The following is a 21,412-nucleotide window of genomic DNA, read 5'->3' on the forward strand; positions in this document are numbered from 1 at the left end:
AAAAGTGCACTTTGAATATCAAAAGTTCTGAGGAATGAATGATGTATAGCTCCGGAACCTTTTTCTTTTTTCTCTTTTCTTCGGCGTTATTGTTTGCGCTGGTTAACCGCGTGCTGCGCTATCGGTTAACTTACTTATGTGCTTTTTCCGTGCTGGCGGCGTTTGGCTGGGGATATATATTTCAGGGCGACTATATCGTTCCCGTTGCGGTTTTTATCAGCTTTTATCTTCTCGTCACCTTAAAAGAGAAAGGCTGGTTAAAAACCTGGCAGGCGGTAAGTTTGACGTTAGTGCCTCTGTTTGCGGTGAAATTACACCTGAATAACCATTGGGGCATGATTGGCTTATCTTTTATGACCTTTCGCGCCATCGATGTTTTGCTCTATCGCAATAAAAAAGACGGCAACAATGTTTTGCACTATTTCTGTTACCTGTTTATGCCGTTCATTATTCTGGCCGGCCCAATGTACCGCTGGCGGACGTGGATAACGGATATTAATAAACCGGTGTTTACGCTCACGCGTGAGCAATTTCTCATCGCCGCAGAGCAAATTTTCACCGGCATCGTGCAGAAGTTTTTATTCGCCATGCTGATCGATAACCTGGTGATCCAGGACTGGAGCCACCGCCCGTTTACATTAAGTGTCGGCGTCGTGATGTCGCTCGCCTACAGCGCTTACCTCTATTTTGATTTCGCCGGTTACAGCAATATGGCCATCGGCGCCGCTCGTCTGTTTGGCCTCAACGTTCCGGCAAACTTTAATATGCCGATTCTGGCGAAAAACCCGCAGGATTTCTGGCGTCGTTTCCACATCAGCCTTTCAGAGTGGCTGCGCGATGTGGTGTTCATGCCGATTTATATGAATTTAATGAAGCTCGACTTTTTCCGTCAGAACAAAACACTGGCGCAGAATATTGGTATTTTCTGCACGCTGTTTTGTATGGGGGCATGGAACGGGCTCGAACGGCACTATGTGATTAGCGGCGCGCTGTTTGGCGCTATTTCTGTGGCGCACAACATGCTGCTGTGGTCAGCCAAACGTAGCCAGGTGCTGAACCGCTGGCTGCAATTTCCCACGATCCTCTTTTTGGGACGCCTGTTAACGCTGGCAAGCGCTGCGGCATCTCTTTACATTTTTAGCGGAATGTCACCTCTATGAACCTACACTCTGACCTCCAGGCGCTGCAGGATTTCCTGCGTGCGGCATTACTCGATCCCGCCCGCCCGCATCAGTTAGCGATAAGCGGCAGCGATGAAGCACTTAACTGGCAACAGCTCTCTGGCGCGGTGATAGACTGGGCCGAACGCTATCAGCGCTGTCAGCCTTCGCCGGCGACGCCAGTGGTGTTATACGGCCACCAGCAGGCGGAATTCGCCGTCGCTATCTATAGCTGCCTGCTGCATAACATTCCTTACATTCCGGTAGATTGCATCTATCCGCAGGAGCGGTTGAAAGAGATTTGCCATCTCGCCAGCGCGCCGTATTACTACGACGTCGCGACGCGTCAGTTTGTGCCGACCGGTGAAATCGCCCAGCCGCTGGCAGAGCCGGATCTCGCCTATATCATGTTCACCTCTGGCAGCACGGGTAAACCGAAAGGCGTACAGATCGGCCGTGAAAGCGTGTGGCACTTTATGCAGTGGGTGCGTCAGGATTTTGCCTTGCCGGAAGTCCCGGTACTGATGAATCACGCGGTGTTCAGCTTTGACCTGTCACTGATCCCATTGCTGGCAAACCTGGCAACCGGCGGCCATATTGTGTTGAATGCCAAAGAGGATATCGCGGCAGAAAACTGGCTTGATCGCCTGAAAAGTAACGCGGTCTCAGTCTGGGTTTCCACCCCCTCTTTCGCTTACCAGAAGTTGCTCTCGCCGCAATTCAACAGTGATTATTTGCCCGCGCTCGGCGTGTTTGTGTTTATCGGCGAAGTGCTAAACAAAGCGCTGGTCAAACAGCTTCGCCGCCGCTTCCCGCAGGCCAAAATCCTCAACTCCTACGGCCCGACCGAAGCGACTATCGCCACTACCGTTGTCGAAATCACGGACGACATCCTTGCCAGCGAAAACGATCTGCTGCCGGTCGGCACCATGATGCCGGAGAGCAGAATGGAGATTACCGCCGACGGTGAGCTGATTATTTGGGGCAAAAACGTGATGCGCGGATACCTCGGCCTGCCGCAAGAGAACGCGGCAAAACTGTTGCACCGTGAGGGCGAAGCCTGGCGCGGCTACAAAACCGGTGATCTGGGTTACGAAGATGGGCTTATTTACTGCCAGGGCCGCAACGACAGCCAGATCAAGCTCAACGGTTATCGCATCGAAATTAACGAGATTGAAAACCGCCTGCTGGCGATGTCCGGCATTCGTGAAGCGGTGGTATTACCGCTAATGAAAGCGGGCGGCGGCGTGCTGCGTATCGCGGCGTTCTGCGTCACCAATCTGGCGCCGGACGCGATTAAACACTCGCTTTCACAGGTGGTGCCGCCGTACATGGTGCCGTCGCAAATCATCATCCAGGAGGCTTTGCCGCTTAACCCTAACGGCAAAATCGACCGCAAACTGCTGGACAACCATGCCCGCAGCAACTGAATACACAGGAAAAATCATGGAACAAGAAATTCTCGCGCTGTTTGAAAAGATTTTATCCCGCAAAGTGGGCTTTCACGATGAACTGATTGAGTCCGATATTCTCGACTCCATCCTCGCCGTCGATATGGTGCTGGAAGTGCAGGACGTTTACGGCTGCATGATCCCACCAACGGAAGTTGCCAGCGTGCTGAAAACCCCTGCGGATCTCGCGCAATACATTGAAGAGCACCGCAACTAACATGTCATTTTACGGTGCCGGGCATTGCCGCCTGGCACCGCGTCTTTCATATTGCTGGCAACAACCGCCCTGTTAATCCTGCCTGTCATCATCCTTTAACACAGCTCGCGTACTTCTGTTGTCGATAATCTCTCCGCTTCGGCGAAGTGACCATGACGGCGTCACTTTTTCTATACTTGCGATCCCGCACATCCTGTAAAAATTTACCAACATTCGCCTGATGTAAAATGTTGGCATTTTCCATTGCAGAGTCCCGATATCAAATATAAAAAATCTGTATAAATCTAATTCAATAGATATTTAATCCAAATACAGGCCGAAAAAAGCCCCTCTGCCATCAGAATCTTCTTCAGCGATAACTTGATCAAAGCTGGATACACGCTCATAACAAATAGGACGGAGCATAATTTTTATCCCGTTGGTTTGCGACGCTAAAAGTGGAAAAACTGATAGCTGTACTGTTCCCACAGATTACGAAAGGACGGCATGCCATGAATATATTCGATCACTATCGCCAGCGTTATGAAGCTGCCAAGGACGAAGAGTTCACTCTGCAGGAGTTTCTTGCCATCTGTAAGCAAGATCGCAGCGCTTATGCGAATGCTGCTGAAAGGCTGCTGATGGCCATAGGGGAACCTGTGATGGTAGACACTGCCCAGGAGCCACGGCTTTCCCGTCTCTTTTCGAACCGGGTTATCGGACGCTACCCCGCGTTCGAGGAATTTTATGGAATGGAAGAGGCGATTGAGCAAATCGTCTCGTACCTCAAACACGCTGCGCAGGGTCTGGAAGAGAAGAAACAGATCCTCTATCTGCTCGGCCCGGTTGGCGGGGGTAAATCGTCACTGGCCGAACGCCTGAAATCCTTAATGCAGCGGGTGCCAATTTACGTGCTGAGCGCCAATGGCGAGCGCAGCCCGGTTAACGACCACCCGTTGTGCCTGTTTAACCCGCAGGAAGATGCCCAGATCCTGGAAAAAGAGTACAGCGTCCCGCGCCGTTATCTCGGCACGATCATGTCGCCGTGGGCCGCCAAACGCCTGCACGAGTTTGGCGGTGATATCAGCAAATTCCGCGTGGTAAAAGTCTGGCCGTCGATTCTGGAACAGATTGCGATTGCCAAAACAGAACCGGGCGATGAGAACAACCAGGACATTTCGGCGCTGGTCGGTAAAGTGGATATCCGCAAACTGGAAAACCACGCGCAAAACGATCCAGACGCCTATGGCTACTCCGGCGCGCTGTGCCGGGCGAACCAGGGCATCATGGAGTTCGTCGAAATGTTTAAAGCGCCGATCAAGGTGCTGCACCCCCTGCTGACTGCCACGCAGGAGGGCAACTACAACGGTACGGAAGGCATCTCCGCCCTGCCGTTTAACGGCATCATCCTCGCCCACTCGAACGAATCCGAATGGGTGCAGTTCCGTAACAACAAAAACAACGAGGCGTTCCTTGACCGTGTTTACATCGTCAAAGTGCCTTATTGCTTGCGCATCTCGGAAGAGATGAAAATTTACGAAAAACTGCTCAACCACAGTGAACTCTCCCATGCGCCGTGCGCGCCGGGAACGCTCGAAACGCTGGCCCGTTTCTCGATTCTTTCGCGTCTGAAAGAACCGGAAAACTCCAGCATCTACTCGAAAATGCGCGTCTACGACGGTGAAAGCCTGAAAGACACCGATCCGAAAGCGAAGTCCTATCAGGAATACCGCGATTACGCCGGTGTTGATGAAGGGATGAACGGCCTGTCGACACGTTTTGCCTTTAAGATCCTCTCGCGTGTGTTCAACTTTGACCATGTTGAAGTAGCCGCCAACCCGGTACATCTGTTCTACGTACTGGAACAACAAATTGAGCGTGAGCAGTTCCCACAAGAGCTGGCTGAACGTTACCTGGAATTCCTGAAAGGCTATCTGATCCCGAAATACGCCGAGTTTATCGGCAAAGAGATCCAGACGGCCTATCTCGAATCCTATTCCGAATATGGGCAGAACATCTTCGATCGTTATGTCACCTATGCGGATTTCTGGATCCAGGATCAGGAGTACCGCGACCCGGATACCGGCCAGTTGTTTGACCGTGAATCCCTGAACGCGGAACTGGAAAAAATTGAAAAACCGGCCGGGATCAGCAACCCGAAAGATTTCCGTAATGAGATCGTTAACTTCGTGCTGCGCGCTCGCGCTAACAACAACGGACGCAACCCGAACTGGACCAGCTACGAAAAACTGCGCACGGTTATCGAGAAAAAAATGTTCTCGAACACCGAAGAGCTATTGCCGGTGATTTCGTTCAACGCCAAAACCTCTACCGACGAGCAGAAAAAGCACGACGATTTTGTCGACCGTATGATGGAGAAAGGCTACACCCGCAAACAGGTTCGCCTGTTGTGCGAATGGTATCTGCGTGTACGTAAATCATCATAACAACGCGCTGGCCGCGCCCTGTGCGCGGCCTGTTGCAACGTTGGCATACGCAGCGGGAGGGAACTATGACCTGGTTCATTGACCGGCGTTTGAACGGTAAAAATAAAAGCACGGTTAACCGCCAGCGATTTTTACGCCGTTATAAAGCGCAAATAAAGCAGTCCATCTCCGAAGCGATCAACAAACGCTCGGTAACCGACGTGGAGAATGGCGAATCCGTCTCCATCCCGACGGAAGATATCAGCGAACCGATGTTTCATCAGGGGCGTGGCGGCCTGCGCCACCGCGTACATCCGGGAAACGACCATTTTGTGCAAAATGACCGCATCGAGCGCCCACAAGGCGGCGGTGGCGGTGGTGGCGGCGGCCAGGGCGAAGCCAGCCCTGACGGCGAAGGCCAGGATGAGTTTGTTTTCCAGATCTCCAAAGATGAGTACCTCGATTTGCTGTTTGAGGATCTGGCACTGCCGAACCTGAAAAAGAACCAGCAACGGCAGCTTAATGAGTTCAAAACGCACCGCGCGGGCTACACCGCCAACGGCGTACCGGCGAATATCAGCGTTGTGCGTTCGCTGCAAAACTCGCTGGCACGCCGCACCGCCATGACGGCAGGAAAACGTCGTGAGCTGCGCGAACTGGAAAGCAGCCTCGAAACGGTGGCAAAAAGCGAACCTGCACAATTACTTGAAGAGGAGCGTCTGCGTAAAGAGATTGCCGAACTGCGGGCAAAAATTGAGCGCGTACCGTTTATCGACACCTTTGATTTACGCTACAAAAACTACGAAAAACGACCGGAACCTTCCAGCCAGGCGGTGATGTTCTGCCTGATGGACGTTTCCGGTTCGATGGATCAAGCGACCAAAGATATGGCCAAGCGTTTTTACATTCTGCTCTATCTGTTCCTGAGCCGAACCTATAAAAACGTCGAAGTGGTCTATATCCGCCATCATACGCAGGCAAAAGAGGTGGATGAACATGAGTTCTTCTACTCGCAGGAAACGGGCGGCACCATTGTTTCCAGCGCGCTGAAACTGATGGATGAAGTGGTTAAAGATCGTTACGACCCGGCGCAATGGAATATCTACGCCGCGCAGGCGTCGGACGGCGATAACTGGGCGGACGACTCACCGCTGTGTCACGAAATCCTGGCGAAGAAGATCCTGCCGGTGGTGCGTTACTACAGCTATATCGAGATCACCCGCCGGGCGCACCAGACGTTATGGCGCGAGTATGAACACCTGCAAACGATGTTCGATAATTTCGCCATTCAGCATATTCGCGATCAGGAGGATATCTACCCGGTATTCCGCGAACTGTTCCATAAACAGACGACATCTACCAGCTAACCTTCCGCAGCCGGGAATCCTTTCCGGCTGCCTCTCTTTATTGCGCATCTGCGTAAAAAAAACGCATTTCGCCGGGCTAATGGCTGAATTGCCGTACAAAATAGCGGCTATTTACCCTCTTGCCTGCGCGTAAATGTGGCACAGTAATCCCATCGAAACATTTGTGGCACGGCGGGCGTGGATAACGTTTACGTCGGTGCTGTTGCGCTCAGTTCATCCTGTGAACGCCTTGAGCCTGGTAGCATATGGCTGCCTTTTGAAAAGAAACTAACAGTACACACAAAAAGCGTTGTTTGTAGTGCTTGTATTTTTTCGCCGCCTCTTTAGGGCGGCTTTTTTATTTTCATCTCCCGGTGCGTGAATTATTCTTAATCTTCAACGTTTTCATCGGGAGTGAATATGTCTGAAATTGCCAGCCGTAACATCCACCAGCATTTGATAAACCTGCTTGAACAGCACGACGCGCGCTTTCGCGTTGTTGAACACGAAGCCGTCGGCAAATGCGAGGCCGTCAGTGAAATTCGCGGTACCGCGCTGGGTCAGGGTGCGAAAGCGCTGCTGTGTAAGATCAAAGGTAACGGAGTGAAAAAGCATGTGCTGGCGATCCTGGCCGCCGACTTACAGGCCGACCTTTCCCGCTTAGCGCAGCACTTTGGTGGCAGTAAAGCCTCGCTGGCAAGCCCGGCGGAAGTGGATGAATTAACTGCGTGCGTATTTGGTGCGATCCCCCCGTTCAGCTTTCACCCGGATCTGCACCTGGTTGCCGACCCGGTACTGTTTCATCGCTTTGATGACATCGCGTTTAACGCCGGGTTACTGGAGAAATCGGTGATCATGAATACCGGCGACTACCTGCGCATCGCCAGGCCGGAACTGGTGGATTTTCGCCGCGAATAACGCGCGTGTCCGGCTTACCAGCCGCTTCTTTCCAGAATCAACACGGAAATCACCAGCCCGGCGGCCAGCGTGAAGAACAGTGCGGTGATAATCAACACATCTGAAGGCATGATGGTAACTCGCAAAGGCCTGTCGGTGCCTAATTCATATCTCTGAATTATGAATCGTTGATGACAATTCAGCTGACTTTTGATTAAAAACCGCCCTTCGCTTCTGGCAACTGCCTGAAATTGTCTGCCTGCATGAAAAAAACCTGTTACATCACCGCATTATGCGTAGAGTAAACAGGTTTCTTTGTTGGCAAGGAATTTCTGATGTTTGATAGCACGCTGTTTATTCTGCTGGCGCTCGCGGCGCTGGGTTTTGTCAGCCATAACACCACCGTTGCGGTCTCTATTCTGGTGTTGATCATTGTGCGCATCACCCCACTCAACACCTTCTTTCCGTGGATTGAAAAGCAGGGGCTGACCGTTGGCATTATTATCCTCACCATTGGCGTGATGGCGCCAATTGCCAGCGGCTCATTGCCACCCTCGACGCTGCTGCACTCGTTTGTGAACTGGAAATCGCTGGTGGCGATTGCGGTTGGTGTTTTTGTCTCGTGGCTGGGCGGACGCGGCGTAACGTTGATGAGTTCACAACCGTCGCTGGTGGCGGGATTACTGGTCGGCACCGTGTTGGGTGTGGCCCTGTTCCGGGGCGTTCCGGTCGGGCCACTGATTGCTGCCGGGTTAGTTTCGCTGCTAATTGGCCGGCAGTGAGTTGCGCCGCTGCCACTGTTTGACCGTAAACTCCAGCGCGCTGCACAGCAGGTAATAGACCAGACCGGTAAAGACAAACAGCGCGGCAGGATAGACCTGCACCCGGTTATTCACCTGGCCTGCAACTGTCGTCAGTTCCGGTACGTTGACAATAAACGCCAGCGAGGTGTCTTTCAGCAGCGCGATAAGCAAACCGATATACGACGGCAACGCGTTGCGTAATGCCTGCGGCAACAGCACCAGCCGCAGGATTTGCGCACTGCCAAACCCGCTACTGAGCGCGGCTTCATACTGCCCTTTCGGCAGCGCCCCAAGCGCGGCAAGGGTCGAATACATCACCGACGCCGAGGTAAACCACGCCAGCGCCAGCGTCACGGTCACCGCACCGGGAAGATCTGCGCCGGTTAACCAGGGCAGTAAAAACCACAGCCAGAAGATCACGAAGATCAGCGGAATGCCGCGAATCAGCTCCGCCCAGAGAAAGAGCACTTTGCGTGGCCAGCCGCGAAAGCGCCATGCGCAGCACGCCAGCAGCACACCACCGGGAAAGGCCAGAACCGCCGCGCCGACGGTCATCAGCAGCGATAACAGTACCCCGCCCGGCTCGCCCTGCGCCGCTCGCCCCCACAGTAAGTAATCGAGGTTATCGGTGATCACGGTGATATTAGCGATCATGTTGCACCTCCGCTGCACGGCGCAGCGCCCGCCAGTTACGTGGCAGGTTGAACAACACGCTCATCACCAGCCCCAGCAGCAAATAGAGCGCGCTGCCGATGGCAAACGCTTCCAGGGCGTGGGCGTTAAAACTCTCGATCTGCCGGGTCTGGTAGGTTAATTCCCCCAGCCCGATACCGGTCGCCAGCGAAGAGAGCTTCATCAGATTCAGATACTGCCCCACTACTGGCTGCCAGGCATTCTGCAATCCCTGCGGCAGCAGCACCCAGCGGAACAACGCCAGTGGGCTAAAACCCTGCGATTGCGCGGCTTCAACCTGTCCACGTGGCACCGCGTGCAGACCAGCCTGGATCTCTTCAACCAGAAAGGCCGCGGTAAACAGCCCCAGTGCCCAGGCCGACGAGAGAAACTCTGGCGTCAACCACCAGACATCGCCTAGCAAAATGCTGAATGCGTAATCGTCGTTAACGTACTGGCGAAAACTCTGCGGCAACACATTCCAGGCGGCGAAATACCAGAACAACAGTTGCACCAGAAGCGGCGTATTGCGAAACAGCGATACCCACGTCGCCACCGCGCCTCGCCCGGCTTTGCCACCAGCCAGACGCAGCGCCAGCAGCAGTATCGTTAATACCGTCGCCAGTACGGTTCCCGCTACGGTAACCCAGATGGTGGTAAGAAAACCGGAAATGATCCATTGTGCGGGCTGCCCGGTCAGCACGCCCGCCCAGTCGAGATGCAGCGCCATTACAACTCCTTGCTATCCGCGTGCAGCGGGTTGAGCACTTTCTGTAAGAAGCGCTGCGCGCGCGGGTGCTGCGGGGCAGAAAAGAATTGCGCCGGTGCTGCCTGCTCAAGGATTTCGCCGCCGTCGATAAAGATCACACGGTCGGCGATTTCACGGGCAAACTGCATCTCATGGGTCACCACAATCAGCGTAATGCCGCTATGCGCCAGCGATTTCATCACCTGCAACACTTCGCCAATCATCTCCGGATCAAGCGCTGAGGTTGGCTCATCAAACAGAATGATATGCGGATCGGCGGCCAGCGTGCGGGCGATTGCCACGCGTTGCTGTTGCCCGCCGGAAAGCTGCGCCGGATAGTGATGCGCTTTATCCTGCAAACCAACGCGCGCCAGCAGCGCCAGCGCGATGGCCTGCGCCCCGGCGGCGGTTTTGCCGTGAATACGGCGTAACGCCAGCGTAATGTTATCCAGCGCGTTGAGGTGGGCATAAAGATTAAACTGCTGAAAAACGAAACCGACATGGCGGCGCAACTCGCGAAGCTGGCGCCCTTTCAGTTGGCTGGTCGGCTGACCGTCAACATAGATCTCCCCGCCGCTCAGGGTTTCGAGTTGGTTAATCAAACGGATAAGCGTTGATTTACCGGAACCCGATGGCCCGCACACCGCCAGCACCTCGCCGGCGGCAACCTGTAAATCAATCGACTTTAATACCACGTTGTCGCCGTAGCGTTTGCTCGCCTGGCGAAACTCCACCGTGCCTTTCGCCACGGGCAACACCTCTGTGGCATCCGCCACAGAGGTAGAAAACAGACCTGCCAGCATAGTTACTTCGCTTCTATGGTAAAGCTGCGTGGAGCGGGCGTTTTGGTTTGCGGACCAAACCAGGTATCGTAGATTTTTGCCGCTTCGCCGTTTTTCTCAAGGTTGACCAGTTCAGTATTCACCGCGTTAAGCAATGCGGTTTCACCTTTACTCACACCGACACCGATCTCCTCTTTGGACAATAAGTCCGGCAGGATTTTGAATTTCGCTTTATCCGGCGCTTCCGCCAGCAAGCCGGCCAGAATGGTGCTGTCCTGGGTGATGGCCTGCACGTTGCCGTTACGCAACGCGGTCAGCGCCAGCGGGATATCGTCATAGGCCAGCACGCGGGATTGCGGGAAACGCTGGTGCAGCGTCTGCTCGCCAGTGGTGCCTTTAACCGCGCCAATGCGCGCTTTGCTGTAGGCGTCCAGCTTATCGGCCGCAGTAGCCGGTACGAGGAATTGCTGGCCGGTGACAAAATACGGCGTGGAGAAGTCGATCACCTGCGCGCGTTCCGGGGTGATGGTGATATCCGCAACGATCAAATCCACTTTGCCGGATTGCAGCAGCGGAATGCGGTTCGCCGGGTTCGTCGCCACCAGTTGCAGTTTTACGCCGAGGCTTTTTGCCAGCGCTTTGGCAAAATCGACGTCATAACCCACGATGTCATGGGATTTCGCATCGATAGCGCCGAACGGTGGGTTGGCGTCAAAGGTCGCCACTTTGACGACGCCCGCGGCTTTGATATCCGCCAGTTTGTCCGCGTGCGCGGAAAAAGAGAGCGCTGAAAGCAGCGCCAGGGCGCTGATTGCGCCTGTTTTTTTCGTATGTGATGAGGTTGCCATGCTAATCCTTGTGCCCTGTTATTGTGTTAACGCAGCGCTAAGGTCACACAACCTTATTCATCAGACAAATATCAAAAAGTGCATTGATTATCCGTAAAAGTTATTAAAAACAAACCTCCCATACTTACTGCTTATCTTGCCCGCCCTGGCAGAACAAACATGCCAAATCCACATAAAAACAACGGAATAGAGAGCAGAAAATGTCACGCTTCGCCGAGCGCCGCCAGGTAACGCCCCGGCGTCTGCCCAAGCCCCTTTTTAAACATGGTGATAAACGCGGTCGTCGAGTCATACCCGAGCGCCTGTGCAATGTGCTGCACCGGGTGGCCATCAATTAATAACCGTAGCGCGAGGATCAGCTGCATCTGATGCCGCCAGCGACGAAAGCTTAACCCCGTTTCCCTTACGACCAGCCGCGCCAGATTGCGCTCGCTCATGGCAAACACCTGCGCCCACTGCGCCAGTGTCTGCCTGTCTGCCGGATTGCTTTCCATGCTGTCGACCATCTGGCGGATCTTCGGGTGTGCGGAAACCGGTAACTGCAAGTGCATTTGCGGCTGTGCCGGCAGTTCATCAAACAGCACCTGCACCAGCCGCTGGGTGGCGGGTTGCCGCCGCTGGGCAGGCGTGCGCGTGGCTAATGTGAGGATCAATTCGCGTACCAGTGCCGAAACTTTGAGCGTACAGCAGTGATCCGGCATCACCACCGACCAGGGTTCAATAAACAGGAAACAGAGCTGCGCATTCGCCGTGGCGCGGTTGCTGTGCGGAACCTGCCCGGGAAGCCACATCGCATGATGCGGCGGCACCATCCAGCGGGCATGTTCGACCTCGCAGGTGATTGCGCCTTTCAATGCCAGAATGAGTTGCCCTTTGCGATGGTGATGCGCCGGGATCAATTGTTCACTCTCTTCAACGGTGATGCTGAACGCCACCGCCATTTCCTGCTGGCTATCCGGATCGTAGCCGCCGAGCCCAAGTCCGTGCATTAATTTGTCCGAATTTAGCGATAAAGTGTCATTTTAGCTTGATTCAAACCGCAGCAAAAAACGTTATCGTAGCGGCCTGTTATTTTTTCAGAGAAGACAATGACTAACAGCCTTCCTTCCCGCGCTAAGCAAAGCGTGCTGCTGATTGCCGGGATCCTGATGATTGCCACCACACTGCGCGTCACCTTTACTGGCGCAGCGCCGCTGCTGGATGAGATTCGCGCGGAATATGGGTTAACCACAGCGCAAACCGGCATGCTCACCACTCTGCCACTGCTGGCTTTTGCCTTGATATCGCCGCTGGCGGCCGGTGTGGCGCGCCGTTTCGGCATGGAACGCAGCCTGTTCGCGGCAATGGTGCTGATTTGCCTTGGCATCGCCCTGCGTTCCCTGCCCTCAGCACTGCTGCTGTTTACGGGTACGGCGATCATTGGCTGCGGGATCGCGCTCGGCAACGTGCTGCTACCAGGGATAATAAAACGCGACTTCGCCCAACATGTGGCGAAACTGACGGGTGCTTACTCACTCACCATGGGCGCAGCGGCGGCGCTCGGCTCATCGGTCGTTGTGCCGCTGGCACAATACGGTGCGGGCTGGCATGGCGCATTATTGATGCTGATGATCTTTCCGTTACTGGCACTATTGCTGTGGCTACCCAGGTTGCGCCACGGCGCACCTGCGGCACTCAGTAGCGCAGGCGCGCTGCATAGTCGCAGGATCTGGCGCTCCTGGCTTGCCTGGCAGGTCACGCTGTTTTTAGGGATCAACTCATTAATCTATTACATCGTCATTGGCTGGCTGCCGTCGATTCTGATAGCGCACGGCTTCAGTGAAGCGCAGGCGGGATCAGTACATGGCATTCTGCAACTGGCGACGGCATTGCCGGGCCTGCTGGTGCCGCTGGTTCTGCACCGGCTGAAAGATCAGCGCGGTATCGCCGTCTTGGTCGCGCTGCTGTGTGCCGTCGGTTCGCTGGGATTGTGGCTTGTGCCGGACCATGCCACGCTCTGGACCCTTGTTTTTGGCTTTGGCTCCGGTGCGACCATGATCCTCGGGTTAACGTTTATCGGGCTGCGTGCCAGCTCCGCTCACCAGGCGGCCGCGCTTTCCGGTATGGCGCAATCGGTCGGCTATCTGCTTGCAGCTTGCGGCCCGCCGCTAATGGGGAAAATTCATGATGCCAGCGGCGACTGGCATCTTCCGCTGCTGGCGTGTGCTGTGTTATCGGTCGTTATGGCGGTGTGCGGGGCATTCGCCGGGCGCGATCGCGAAGTGGTGTAATACGTGCAAATCACTCCCCCCTCTCCATGAGAGGTTTAGGGGGGACAAACAAAAACAGGCCCGCAGGCCTGTTTTTTTATTCACATGCCGCGCGCAGCATCGCCTGAACCAGCGGCACCGGACGCCCGGCGAGCGCCGCGCGTTCATGCTGGAACAAGGTGGCAACAAAAAACGGGTGCGTCACCAGCTCCACGGCACGGATCTCTCCGTCTTCATCCCAACCGGTAACCCGCAGATCGCCACTTTCCAGTTCGCGGGCAAACTCTTCTGCTACGCCAAAGCTGCACCGGTAGGCTTCTTCAATCAGTTCACGACCGTAAGCGCGGGCAATTAACGTGTTAGGTCGCAGTTCGATAGCACCGTTTTGGTCCACCAGCGCACAGGTCAGCGGCGTGATCACCATCCGGCCAGTGTTTTCCGTTTCGGCGTGCGCCGCATCTGCCCAGCCGAGCACATTGCGGGCATATTCAATGACCGCATGCTGGAAGCCGCCGCACGTGCCGAGGAACGGCACTGCGTTTTCGCGCGCATATTTGATGGCAATAAACGCGCCATTGGCGTTTTTATAGGGGCTTCCCGGCACAACCCAGATGGCGTCATAGCCAACCAGATCTTCATCGCTGTTGATTTCGCTGGTGGGTAACCAGTCGTAATCCGCAGTGATTTCCAGCACAGCAGCGGCATCATCAATCGCCAGTGGGATCGCCTGATGTGCAACAACATCGTGGCTGTAATCGCCGACCAATGCGATGCGTAATGTTTTTTTCGGAGGAATGTGATGCATGAAAGTGTCCTTATGCCGGAGCGGATAACGAATAACATAAGGAATATCACATTAGCTGTCTTTTAATGTAATCACAACACCTTAAAATCAGCAGGCATATATCATGTAAAATTATGAAAAATACATTTCCGGCAAGGCATTAAGGCGAAAACTATGCACCAAACCAAAATTCTTGTCAGCGCGTGCCTGATGGGTTTCAACGTGCGTTATAACGGCAGTGCAAAAGCGCTTATGCAGGAGACGCTGCGCCGCTGGCAGCAAGAAGACCGTCTGGTGATCCACTGCCCGGAGCTGGCCGCTGGTTTACCCGTGCCGCGAAGACCGGCGGAGATTGTCGCAGGTCATGGCGCAGACGTAATACGCGAACAGGCGCGGATTGTCGAAAACGATGGGCGGGACGTTACCGCACACTATCAGCTAGCCGCCTGGCTGGCGCTACAAGCTGCACAAAACGCGGGTTGCCGTGCAGCATTGCTCACCGATGGTAGCCCAACCTGCGGCAGCCAGTTTATCTATAATGGAACCTTTAGCGGCACGCGTCGGCAAGGTATGGGCGTAGCGACTGCGCTGCTGGAAGAACACGGCACTCGCGTCTTTTCCGACCAGCAATTACCGGCGCTGGTGGCGTGGATTGAAGAGATGGAGAGGTCACAATGATCCAGTGCAAACGGGTATATGATCCCGCAGCCGATGACGACGGCTATCGGGTGTTAGTCGACAGGCTCTGGCCGCGCGGTATTAAGAAAAGCGATTTACCCTGTGATGAGTGGAATAAAACGCTGGCACCGTCAACGGAGCTGCGCAAAGCGTTTCACGGCGACGCCATTGATTTCGCCGCGTTCAGTGAAAGCTACCGTCAGGAACTTGCCGCGCAGGAAGAGGCAGGAAAAACGCTGGCGGCACGCGGGAAAAAAGGTACCGTCACGCTGTTATACGCGGCAAAAAACAGTGAGCAGAACCACGCACTGGTGCTGGCTCAGTGGCTGCGCTCGCTGGCTTAACCGATAACGCGCTCGCGCACATCCTGAGGTTCGCTGTCCGGCTGCAGCGGCATCAAATGTTCGGCGCGCACAAACGCGAAGCCATGCTGACCATCAAAAGCGGTCACATCGCCGGTCACCAGCCACAGCGCACGCGCAGCATTATGCGGCATTTCCGTTACCACGCCGTTCACCGGATTAAGAAAACGCTCGCCGGGCTGACACAGCCCAAAAAGCTCAACGGATTTGCCAATATTGCTGCGGCCATTGGCGGTTTGGGCGCCGATAATTAAAGCCGGGCTGCCCGGACGTAACTGGAACATGCTTCTCTCATGCGCTCCCGCGCCAGCTAAAAATAGGATAATTCTGAGTGCGAAGTGTACCCTGGCAACCCGGCGATTGTCACGTGGTGCGATTACGGGTGATCGCGCCGCCACAGCGCCCATTCATCGATCACTTCGCCGCCCGGCAATTTGCACTCCGTACGAACACCCTGCGGGCTTTGTACCGGCACGCGTTCGCCGCCCCGCTGCTGGCAATAAATCGCCGCCGGGTTAGCCATACCGATTTGGGGGTGGCGGGGATATTCAGGCTGTGTGGAAGAACACGCCGCGAGAACAACGGGTAACGCCAGTAACCAATAACGCATCTTTTTTTCCTTAAATCGCCTGTAAATCGCTTTCCAGCATAACCACGCAACAGAGATATCTCCATGATTTCTCCATTCTTACTGCACTTTGAGCGGGTATAGTTAGCCTCGTTCTCACCCATGACCAGAGAACATCATTCCGTAATCAATGAGTTTTTGCCCCGCTTCATCAACGGGGCTTTTTTTTTCGTTCTCGCCTGCTAATTTTTAATGCCCTTCCGCCACGATATGTAAATCACGCTTCTTTCATGATTTAATGACGCGCCATAAAATCTTCAGCTTTAATGTCCATATCACCAGGACACAGGAGTAAAAAAGTCATGTCCGATTTCATTCTCGCCCGTGTCTCTGAAGCGCTTTCAAAAGAGCAGTCGCTTGAAGGTTTAGTTCGCCAGTTTCTGGAAATGCTGGAAATGGTGACGGATATGGAATCAACGTACTTAACCACCATTAGTGACAATCCCCGCCTGCAACATATTGTCTATTCGCGCAATAGCAAACAGCTTGATATCCCGGAAGGTTTCTCCCTGCCGTGGGGCGATAGTCTGTGCAAGCGCGCACTGGATGATGGCTGCTCATTCAGCAATGACGTTGCCAACCGCTGGAAAGATTGCGAAGCAGCACAAGCGCTGGGCATCACCACCTATTTAAGTACCCCGGTTCATCTGGCCGATGGTTCACTTTATGGCACGCTGTGCGCCGCCAGTCATGCCAAAAAATCGCTGAGCGTGCGTGGCAAACAGGTACTGCGGCTGTTTGCCGGGCTGATTGCACAATTCATTGAAAAAGAGAGTCTTGTTGATCAGTTACGCGAAGCAAACGCGGCGCTGATCGCCTACTCCTACACCGATGCGCTGACGGGTTTACCCAACCGGCGCGCTATCTTCGAGAATCTCGCCACGTTGTTTTCCCTTGCACGCCATCTGGAAATGCACGTGATTATTGCGTTTATCGATCTTGATAATTTCAAAGGCATCAATGACCAGTTGGGACATGAGGCTGGCGATCAGTTTCTGATTGACGTTGGCAAACGGCTGGCGACGGATCGCGGTAAAGACGATATTGTCGGGCGTCTTGGCGGGGATGAGTTTTTACTCGCTTGCCTTGGCAGGCCGCTGAAGCAGGCGGAAGGCATGCATTTGATGTCGCTGAAAAGGAGCCTCGATAAACGCATTACCGGCGAATATCAGTTCGGGGAAAAACGGATTTTCTACCCAGGCGCCAGCGTGGGCGTCATCGAAATCAACCCGCAACTGACCGATGCTGACGGTGCGTTACAAGCGGCTGATGAAGCGATGTATCACGTGAAGAAGAATAAAGAAAAAAAACCCTTTATTCGTCTCAATTAAGTGAATCTCTGTGACGCGAAGGCTTGAGAAAAATCTCATTTTCTTCTATTTCTTATACAATTGATTTCTGGCGATTATCGCCAGCCAAGGAGTTTTCGTGAGAAAGACAACCATCATTATGCTCATCGTGGCGGTTATTGCTGTGGCCGGAACCCAATTCGGTTGGTGGTAATTGCGCGTCAGGATTTTTATTAAGCCGTAAGCCTAAGCGCATGATGGAGTCATCTGAACAGAACACCACCAACTCATTGATTTGGGCAGGAGCTCGCTATGTTCACTGGTCTCAAAAAAAGCGAAAGCAAACGGCTTGCCGCGCTAGAGCTGCTGAGTAAGGAAGACAAATCCCGCGATGCAGCGCTAGCCGAATTTGCGCGTCTGGCATGTGAAGTGATGGGTGTCGAAGGATGTTTTATCACAACATTCGATGACGAATATCAATATATTAAATATGTTAAGAATATCCCCATTGAGCACGTCAAAATTCGTATCGAACAGACCATGTGCCAATATTCACTGCACGGTTGCCAGACCGTTATTAGTTCTGATACCCGACTCGATGAACGCTTTAATCATCAACCTTTGGTAAAAAGCGGAAATATTCTTTTTTACGCTTCAGTACCAATGATAAATAAAGAAGGCACGGTGCTGGGCACGTTATGTGTCAGTCATCCAGAAATTTATACGCCGACATCCCGCCAGATAACCAATTTTCACCGCGTCGCCGCGCTCGCCACTGTTTATCTTGAGTCCTGCTATACCATTGGCTTGATCGATGCCTTAACGGGTTTACCGAATCGTCAGTTTCTGATGAAAGAGATGGAGCGGATGACGCTGGAAAAAACGAGCGGCAGCTACGCCCTGATGATTTTTGACTGTATTGATATGCCGCGCGCGTATGAGTTATCCCGCTACCTGGGCGTGGAAGCGCTGGAAAAGATGCTGCGCAGTTTCGGACCACTGCTTCGTTTGCGTTTAAGGCTGAAAGAAGAGACCACGTTGTATGCTTTCACCACCGGGCGCTACGCGGTGCTGGTCGATATGGACTATGCGCTGACACTGGCGAAACGGGCAGAAAAATTGCCTGGCATAAAGGCGAAAATCACCGGCGACATCGATATCAATCTGACCATTCACGCAGGCTATGTGAAATTTTCGCCGCAGGACGATAACGTGCAGGAGATTGTGCGTCAGGGCATCAGCGCGCTGCATGAATCAATTCGCGAAAAGATCCGGGTGTTGCAGTTCAACCCGATTCTCGATCACAAGCGGAATAAAGATTTTAAGCTGCTCTACGATCTCAGCGAGGCAATCAAAGCCACCGATCAGCTCTACCTCGTTTTTCAACCTAAGATTTCGCTGCGTTCTGGCAAAACCGAAGGCGTGGAAGCGCTGTTACGCTGGAAGCACCCGGAACTGGGTCAGATTTCACCGGCGGTGATTGTGGCGCTGGCGGAAAAAACCACGCTGATGACGGACTTGACGCAGTGGGTGATTAAGTCGGTGATTTCTCAGCTTAAACAGTGGAAACAGCAAGGTATTCTGCTGCCGGTGTCCATTAACGTCACGGTCAGTGATTTTTCGCGCCCCGGATTTGCCGATGAACTGGAACAGAACGTGCTGGCCGCCGGGCTTTTCACCTCAGATGTGCGGATTGAATGCCTGGAGACCGAGAAAGTGCTGGAAAGCGATCCGGCACTGGAAGAACTTGACCGTTTAAAATTGCTTGGCTTTACCATTTTGCTGGATGACTTTGGCGCAGGATACAGCAATATAAGTTACTTACGCCGCATCCCCATCGATGTGATTAAACTCGACCGTTCGCTGGTAAGCCAGGTCACCACCGACACCGGCAGCCGGATTATCGCCCGCAACGTCATTATGATGCTCAAAGAGTTGCATTATGTGGTGCTGGCGGAAGGGATTGAAGATCTGGAAACCGCGCGAATGCTTGCCGAATACGGCTGCGATGAAGCGCAGGGCTACCTTTTCTCACGTCCGCTATCACCCGAGGAGATCCCGGCCTGGCTCGCGGATAACAAACCGTTCCGCTTATTATCGAAGATGGCGACAGAGCCGCAGCAGCAACATTTGTACGGTTCGTAATGCCGATAAATTAGCCTGACTGTTGTATTTCGCAACAGTCAGGCTTTGTCACGAAAATGTCATAAAAAACCGATCACATTCCGCTTCAAGCAGTTAACTCAAATTCTGCGTGTTTACTGCCCTTCCCTCATTAAAGCTGCGCTTAAACCCGTCGATATTGCTGGTGTGCGCTCTTTTTTGCGCCTCACTGACTATGGGAAGTATCGATTGATGAAACTCAACCATCTCACTATCGGGCAACGGCTCGGTTTCCTGGCGGCCATTCTTTTACTGGCAACGCTGTTTATGGGAATTCGCGGGTTGTCGATTAACGCCAGCGGATTAGTACAAAACCAACAGATCATGGCCACGGAGAAGGTGGTTGCGGAGAGTATCGACACGGCCCGCAACGCGCAGGTGCAGTTTAAGATTCAGGTGCAGGAGTGGAAAAACACCCTGCTGCGCGGCACGCAGGGACAACAAGCGTTCGACAAGTATAAAAACGCTTTTGTCGAACAGAGCCAGAAAACGCAGGCGCTGTTGAAAACGCTCAGCGAACTGCTGCCGCAAATTGGGCTGCCCAATACCGAGGCCATCAAGACCATCAATTTACACGCTGAACTGGAAAGCCATTATCTGGCTGCGCTGCAGCAATACAATGTTCAGGACATTACCAGTGCCCAGCGCGTCGATCATCTGGTGACAGGAATCGATCGCGAACCGACACGGATGATTGATGAGATGGTCGCCAGCACGCTGAAACAAGCGGAGCTTATTCGCACACAGACCGAGGCGAGCAATCATGAGCATTACCAGCAGACACGCCTGATGCTGATGCTGGTGATGGCGTTCACGTTGATGGTTGGCATGCTGATCACCTGGTGGCTGATCCGCAGTATCACTCACCCGCTGGCGCAGGCAGTATCGGTTGCCCGCAATGTCGCAGCCGGTGATTTACAGTCTGCTATCGTGGTATCCGGGCGCGATGAAACCGCCGAGCTGATGCACGCCCTGCAGGAGATGAACGGAAATCTGACACGCATCGTGACCGGCGTGCGTTCCGGCACCGAAACGATCGCCGGTGCGTCACAGCAAATCGCCAGCGGCAGCCGTGAGCTTTCGTCGCGTAATGAAGCGCAGGCCAGCGCGCTGGAACAGACGGCGGCATCGATGGAAGAGCTCACCTCGGTGGTAAAAAACAACGCCGAGAATTCGCGTGTTGCCAGCGATATCACCCGGGAAGCGACCCGTGTGGCAAACCAGGGCGGCGAAGTGGTGGAAAAAGTTGTCACCACGATGAGTGAAATTAATCAGCTCTCCGGCGAAATCAGCAACATTATTGGCGTAATCGACAGTATCGCCTTCCAGACCAATATTCTGGCACTGAACGCTGCCGTTGAAGCCGCACGCGCAGGAACCGAAGGCCGCGGCTTTGCGGTTGTCGCCGCAGAAGTCCGGGCGCTGGCGCAACGTTCCGCGACAGCGGCGAAAGAGATCAGTGATTTGATCCAGCGCTCAGTCAGTCGTATTGATGAAGGCAATACGCTGGTAAAAAACGCCGGTAACGCCATGGAAGAGATCATGCAAAGCGTGGGACGCGTCAGCCAGTTAGTGGAGACGATTTCGCTGGCCAGTAATGAGCAAAGTACGGGCATCGATCAGGTGCACATCGCCATTACCCAGATGGATGCCGCCACACAGCAGAACGCTACGCTGTCGCAGGAATCTTCAGCCGCCGCGCACGCGATGCAGCAGCAGGCAGAGAATCTGCTGGAGATGGTGCAAATTTTCAAACTGCATGAGCAGCGCACCCCGGCATAGCTCCTGATGACCAGCTCCGGGCACGGCTCCGGGTTGGTCAATCAGCAATAGTGATGAATTAATACGCTGATCATAAATTTTATCAATCCAACCGCAGAAAAATTTGCGTTTGCGCACTTTATGCCTACAGGTTATAAAGTGCGCAAGT

The 21,412-nt window shown here is 53.8% G+C and carries 22 protein-coding genes; 13 read left to right on the forward strand and 9 right to left on the reverse strand.

Translation table 11 applies throughout. From position 1 onward, the window contains the following. The first annotated feature begins 41 nt into the window (after positions 1-41). The 6 genes from M8Q36_RS20235 to M8Q36_RS20260 all read left to right on the forward strand — a co-directional run bounded on the left by M8Q36_RS20235 (position 42) and on the right by M8Q36_RS20260 (position 7,497). Entirely contained in the window at positions 42-1,160 is a 1,119-nt protein-coding gene (locus tag M8Q36_RS20235) for an MBOAT family O-acyltransferase (protein WP_249882824.1), read from the forward strand. Beyond that, entirely contained in the window at positions 1,157-2,590 is a 1,434-nt protein-coding gene (locus tag M8Q36_RS20240) for an AMP-binding protein (protein ID WP_249882135.1), read from the forward strand. The genes M8Q36_RS20235 and M8Q36_RS20240 overlap by 4 nt, the downstream gene beginning before the upstream one ends. Positions 2,591-2,606: 16 nt before the next feature. Next, positions 2,607-2,828, forward strand: coding sequence for an acyl carrier protein (locus M8Q36_RS20245; protein WP_249882136.1), 222 nt, complete (start codon positions 2,607-2,609; stop codon positions 2,826-2,828). Positions 2,829-3,319: 491 nt separating this feature from the next. Then, on the forward strand, positions 3,320-5,254 hold the full coding sequence (gene yeaG / locus M8Q36_RS20250; RefSeq protein ID WP_020454035.1) for a protein kinase YeaG: 1,935 nt from the start codon (positions 3,320-3,322) through the stop codon (positions 5,252-5,254). Positions 5,255-5,319: 65 nt separating this feature from the next. Next, positions 5,320-6,600 carry a YeaH/YhbH family protein gene (locus tag M8Q36_RS20255; protein ID WP_200551747.1) on the forward strand — a complete coding sequence of 427 codons (1,281 nt, stop codon included), beginning with the start codon at positions 5,320-5,322 and terminating at the stop codon, positions 6,598-6,600. Between the two features lie 399 nt (positions 6,601-6,999). Next, entirely contained in the window at positions 7,000-7,497 is a 498-nt protein-coding gene (locus tag M8Q36_RS20260) for a YbaK/prolyl-tRNA synthetase associated domain-containing protein (protein ID WP_249882137.1), read from the forward strand. Positions 7,498-7,511: 14 nt separating this feature from the next. Here the strand turns inward: M8Q36_RS20260 and M8Q36_RS25630 are convergent, their stop codons facing one another. Next, a complete protein-coding gene (locus tag M8Q36_RS25630) occupies positions 7,512-7,607 on the reverse strand; it encodes a hypothetical protein (protein WP_020454038.1) in 96 nt (31 codons plus the stop codon). Positions 7,608-7,811: 204 nt separating this feature from the next. On the opposite strand from M8Q36_RS25630, the gene M8Q36_RS20265 reads away from it, so the two are divergent. Next, entirely contained in the window at positions 7,812-8,258 is a 447-nt protein-coding gene (locus M8Q36_RS20265; protein ID WP_249882138.1) for a DUF441 domain-containing protein, read from the forward strand. Here the strand turns inward: M8Q36_RS20265 and M8Q36_RS20270 are convergent. From M8Q36_RS20270 to M8Q36_RS20290, 5 genes are all read right to left on the reverse strand, one after another. Continuing rightward, on the reverse strand, positions 8,241-8,933 hold the full coding sequence (locus M8Q36_RS20270; RefSeq protein ID WP_249882139.1) for an amino acid ABC transporter permease: 693 nt from the start codon (positions 8,931-8,933) through the stop codon (positions 8,241-8,243). The two genes, M8Q36_RS20265 and M8Q36_RS20270, sit on opposite strands and share 18 nt — an antisense overlap. Continuing rightward, positions 8,923-9,681, reverse strand: a complete 759-nt coding sequence (locus M8Q36_RS20275) for an amino acid ABC transporter permease (protein WP_249882140.1) — start codon at positions 9,679-9,681, stop codon at positions 8,923-8,925. Before M8Q36_RS20275 ends, M8Q36_RS20270 begins: the two co-directional genes overlap by 11 nt. Beyond that, on the reverse strand, positions 9,681-10,502 hold the full coding sequence (locus M8Q36_RS20280) for an amino acid ABC transporter ATP-binding protein (protein WP_249882141.1): 822 nt from the start codon (positions 10,500-10,502) through the stop codon (positions 9,681-9,683). The genes M8Q36_RS20275 and M8Q36_RS20280 overlap by 1 nt, the downstream gene beginning before the upstream one ends. 2 nt (positions 10,503-10,504) lie before the next feature. Further along, on the reverse strand, positions 10,505-11,329 hold the full coding sequence (locus M8Q36_RS20285; RefSeq protein ID WP_045511604.1) for an ABC transporter substrate-binding protein: 825 nt from the start codon (positions 11,327-11,329) through the stop codon (positions 10,505-10,507). A gap of 203 nt (positions 11,330-11,532) precedes the next feature. After that, a complete protein-coding gene (locus M8Q36_RS20290) occupies positions 11,533-12,318 on the reverse strand; it encodes an AraC family transcriptional regulator (protein ID WP_249882142.1) in 786 nt (261 codons plus the stop codon). 99 nt (positions 12,319-12,417) lie between these two features. Between M8Q36_RS20290 and M8Q36_RS20295 the strand changes: the two genes are divergently transcribed. Next, positions 12,418-13,599 carry a CynX/NimT family MFS transporter gene (locus M8Q36_RS20295; RefSeq protein ID WP_249882143.1) on the forward strand — a complete coding sequence of 394 codons (1,182 nt, stop codon included), beginning with the start codon at positions 12,418-12,420 and terminating at the stop codon, positions 13,597-13,599. Positions 13,600-13,675: 76 nt separating this feature from the next. Here M8Q36_RS20295 and M8Q36_RS20300 read toward each other — a convergent pair whose 3' ends face one another. Next, the gene (locus M8Q36_RS20300) at positions 13,676-14,383 is read right to left on the reverse strand and encodes a CTP synthase C-terminal region-related (seleno)protein (RefSeq protein ID WP_249882144.1); all 708 of its coding nucleotides are present in this window, start codon (positions 14,381-14,383) and stop codon (positions 13,676-13,678) included. A 153-nt stretch (positions 14,384-14,536) separates the two neighbouring features. On the opposite strand from M8Q36_RS20300, the gene M8Q36_RS20305 reads away from it, so the two are divergent. Together M8Q36_RS20305 and M8Q36_RS20310 are read left to right on the forward strand one after the other, a co-directional pair. Further along, the gene (locus tag M8Q36_RS20305) at positions 14,537-15,040 is read left to right on the forward strand and encodes a 2-thiouracil desulfurase family protein (protein ID WP_249882145.1); all 504 of its coding nucleotides are present in this window, start codon (positions 14,537-14,539) and stop codon (positions 15,038-15,040) included. After that, complete coding sequence (locus M8Q36_RS20310; RefSeq protein ID WP_249882146.1) at positions 15,037-15,384, forward strand: DUF488 domain-containing protein; 348 nt, start codon at positions 15,037-15,039, stop codon at positions 15,382-15,384. The genes M8Q36_RS20305 and M8Q36_RS20310 overlap by 4 nt, the downstream gene beginning before the upstream one ends. On the opposite strand, the gene M8Q36_RS20315 is transcribed toward M8Q36_RS20310, so the two are convergent. Together M8Q36_RS20315 and M8Q36_RS20320 are read right to left on the reverse strand one after the other, a co-directional pair. Then, positions 15,381-15,686 (reverse strand): hypothetical protein, encoded by a 306-nt coding sequence (locus tag M8Q36_RS20315; protein ID WP_017456490.1) that lies wholly within the window; start codon positions 15,684-15,686, stop codon positions 15,381-15,383. The genes M8Q36_RS20310 and M8Q36_RS20315 overlap by 4 nt on opposite strands. Positions 15,687-15,778: 92 nt before the next feature. Next, positions 15,779-16,012 (reverse strand): putative hemolysin, encoded by a 234-nt coding sequence (locus M8Q36_RS20320; RefSeq protein WP_249882147.1) that lies wholly within the window; start codon positions 16,010-16,012, stop codon positions 15,779-15,781. Positions 16,013-16,332: 320 nt separating this feature from the next. Here M8Q36_RS20320 and M8Q36_RS20325 point away from each other — a divergent pair, with 320 nt between their 5' ends. From M8Q36_RS20325 to M8Q36_RS20335, 3 genes are all read left to right on the forward strand, one after another. Further along, positions 16,333-17,361 carry a sensor domain-containing diguanylate cyclase gene (locus tag M8Q36_RS20325; protein ID WP_249882148.1) on the forward strand — a complete coding sequence of 343 codons (1,029 nt, stop codon included), beginning with the start codon at positions 16,333-16,335 and terminating at the stop codon, positions 17,359-17,361. Between the two features lie 270 nt (positions 17,362-17,631). Further along, a complete protein-coding gene (locus M8Q36_RS20330) occupies positions 17,632-19,464 on the forward strand; it encodes a sensor domain-containing diguanylate cyclase (RefSeq protein ID WP_249882149.1) in 1,833 nt (610 codons plus the stop codon). A gap of 210 nt (positions 19,465-19,674) precedes the next feature. Then, the gene (locus M8Q36_RS20335; protein ID WP_249882150.1) at positions 19,675-21,264 is read left to right on the forward strand and encodes a methyl-accepting chemotaxis protein; all 1,590 of its coding nucleotides are present in this window, start codon (positions 19,675-19,677) and stop codon (positions 21,262-21,264) included. Positions 21,265-21,412: the final 148 nt, after the last annotated feature.

The sequence above is a fragment of the Kosakonia sp. R1.Fl genome, assembly GCF_023516815.1.
Classification (GTDB): Bacteria; Pseudomonadota; Gammaproteobacteria; order Enterobacterales; family Enterobacteriaceae; genus Kosakonia.

Bases quoted from the DNA above. Each gene is read 5' to 3' on its own strand.
- M8Q36_RS20235 (WP_249882824.1), top strand. From the start codon at position 42: ATGTATAGCTCCGGAACCTTTTTCTTTTTTCTCTTTTCTTCGGCGTTA.
- M8Q36_RS20240 (WP_249882135.1), top strand. From the start codon at position 1,157: ATGAACCTACACTCTGACCTCCAGGCGCTGCAGGATTTCCTGCGTGCG.
- M8Q36_RS20245 (WP_249882136.1), top strand. From the start codon at position 2,607: ATGGAACAAGAAATTCTCGCGCTGTTTGAAAAGATTTTATCCCGCAAA.
- yeaG (WP_020454035.1), top strand. From the start codon at position 3,320: ATGAATATATTCGATCACTATCGCCAGCGTTATGAAGCTGCCAAGGAC.
- M8Q36_RS20255 (WP_200551747.1), top strand. From the start codon at position 5,320: ATGACCTGGTTCATTGACCGGCGTTTGAACGGTAAAAATAAAAGCACG.
- M8Q36_RS20260 (WP_249882137.1), top strand. From the start codon at position 7,000: ATGTCTGAAATTGCCAGCCGTAACATCCACCAGCATTTGATAAACCTG.
- M8Q36_RS25630 (WP_020454038.1), bottom strand. From the start codon at position 7,607: ATGCCTTCAGATGTGTTGATTATCACCGCACTGTTCTTCACGCTGGCC.
- M8Q36_RS20265 (WP_249882138.1), top strand. From the start codon at position 7,812: ATGTTTGATAGCACGCTGTTTATTCTGCTGGCGCTCGCGGCGCTGGGT.
- M8Q36_RS20270 (WP_249882139.1), bottom strand. From the start codon at position 8,933: ATGATCGCTAATATCACCGTGATCACCGATAACCTCGATTACTTACTG.
- M8Q36_RS20275 (WP_249882140.1), bottom strand. From the start codon at position 9,681: ATGGCGCTGCATCTCGACTGGGCGGGCGTGCTGACCGGGCAGCCCGCA.
- M8Q36_RS20280 (WP_249882141.1), bottom strand. From the start codon at position 10,502: ATGCTGGCAGGTCTGTTTTCTACCTCTGTGGCGGATGCCACAGAGGTG.
- M8Q36_RS20285 (WP_045511604.1), bottom strand. From the start codon at position 11,329: ATGGCAACCTCATCACATACGAAAAAAACAGGCGCAATCAGCGCCCTG.
- M8Q36_RS20290 (WP_249882142.1), bottom strand. From the start codon at position 12,318: ATGCACGGACTTGGGCTCGGCGGCTACGATCCGGATAGCCAGCAGGAA.
- M8Q36_RS20295 (WP_249882143.1), top strand. From the start codon at position 12,418: ATGACTAACAGCCTTCCTTCCCGCGCTAAGCAAAGCGTGCTGCTGATT.
- M8Q36_RS20300 (WP_249882144.1), bottom strand. From the start codon at position 14,383: ATGCATCACATTCCTCCGAAAAAAACATTACGCATCGCATTGGTCGGC.
- M8Q36_RS20305 (WP_249882145.1), top strand. From the start codon at position 14,537: ATGCACCAAACCAAAATTCTTGTCAGCGCGTGCCTGATGGGTTTCAAC.
- M8Q36_RS20310 (WP_249882146.1), top strand. From the start codon at position 15,037: ATGATCCAGTGCAAACGGGTATATGATCCCGCAGCCGATGACGACGGC.
- M8Q36_RS20315 (WP_017456490.1), bottom strand. From the start codon at position 15,686: ATGTTCCAGTTACGTCCGGGCAGCCCGGCTTTAATTATCGGCGCCCAA.
- M8Q36_RS20320 (WP_249882147.1), bottom strand. From the start codon at position 16,012: ATGCGTTATTGGTTACTGGCGTTACCCGTTGTTCTCGCGGCGTGTTCT.
- M8Q36_RS20325 (WP_249882148.1), top strand. From the start codon at position 16,333: ATGTCCGATTTCATTCTCGCCCGTGTCTCTGAAGCGCTTTCAAAAGAG.
- M8Q36_RS20330 (WP_249882149.1), top strand. From the start codon at position 17,632: ATGTTCACTGGTCTCAAAAAAAGCGAAAGCAAACGGCTTGCCGCGCTA.
- M8Q36_RS20335 (WP_249882150.1), top strand. From the start codon at position 19,675: ATGAAACTCAACCATCTCACTATCGGGCAACGGCTCGGTTTCCTGGCG.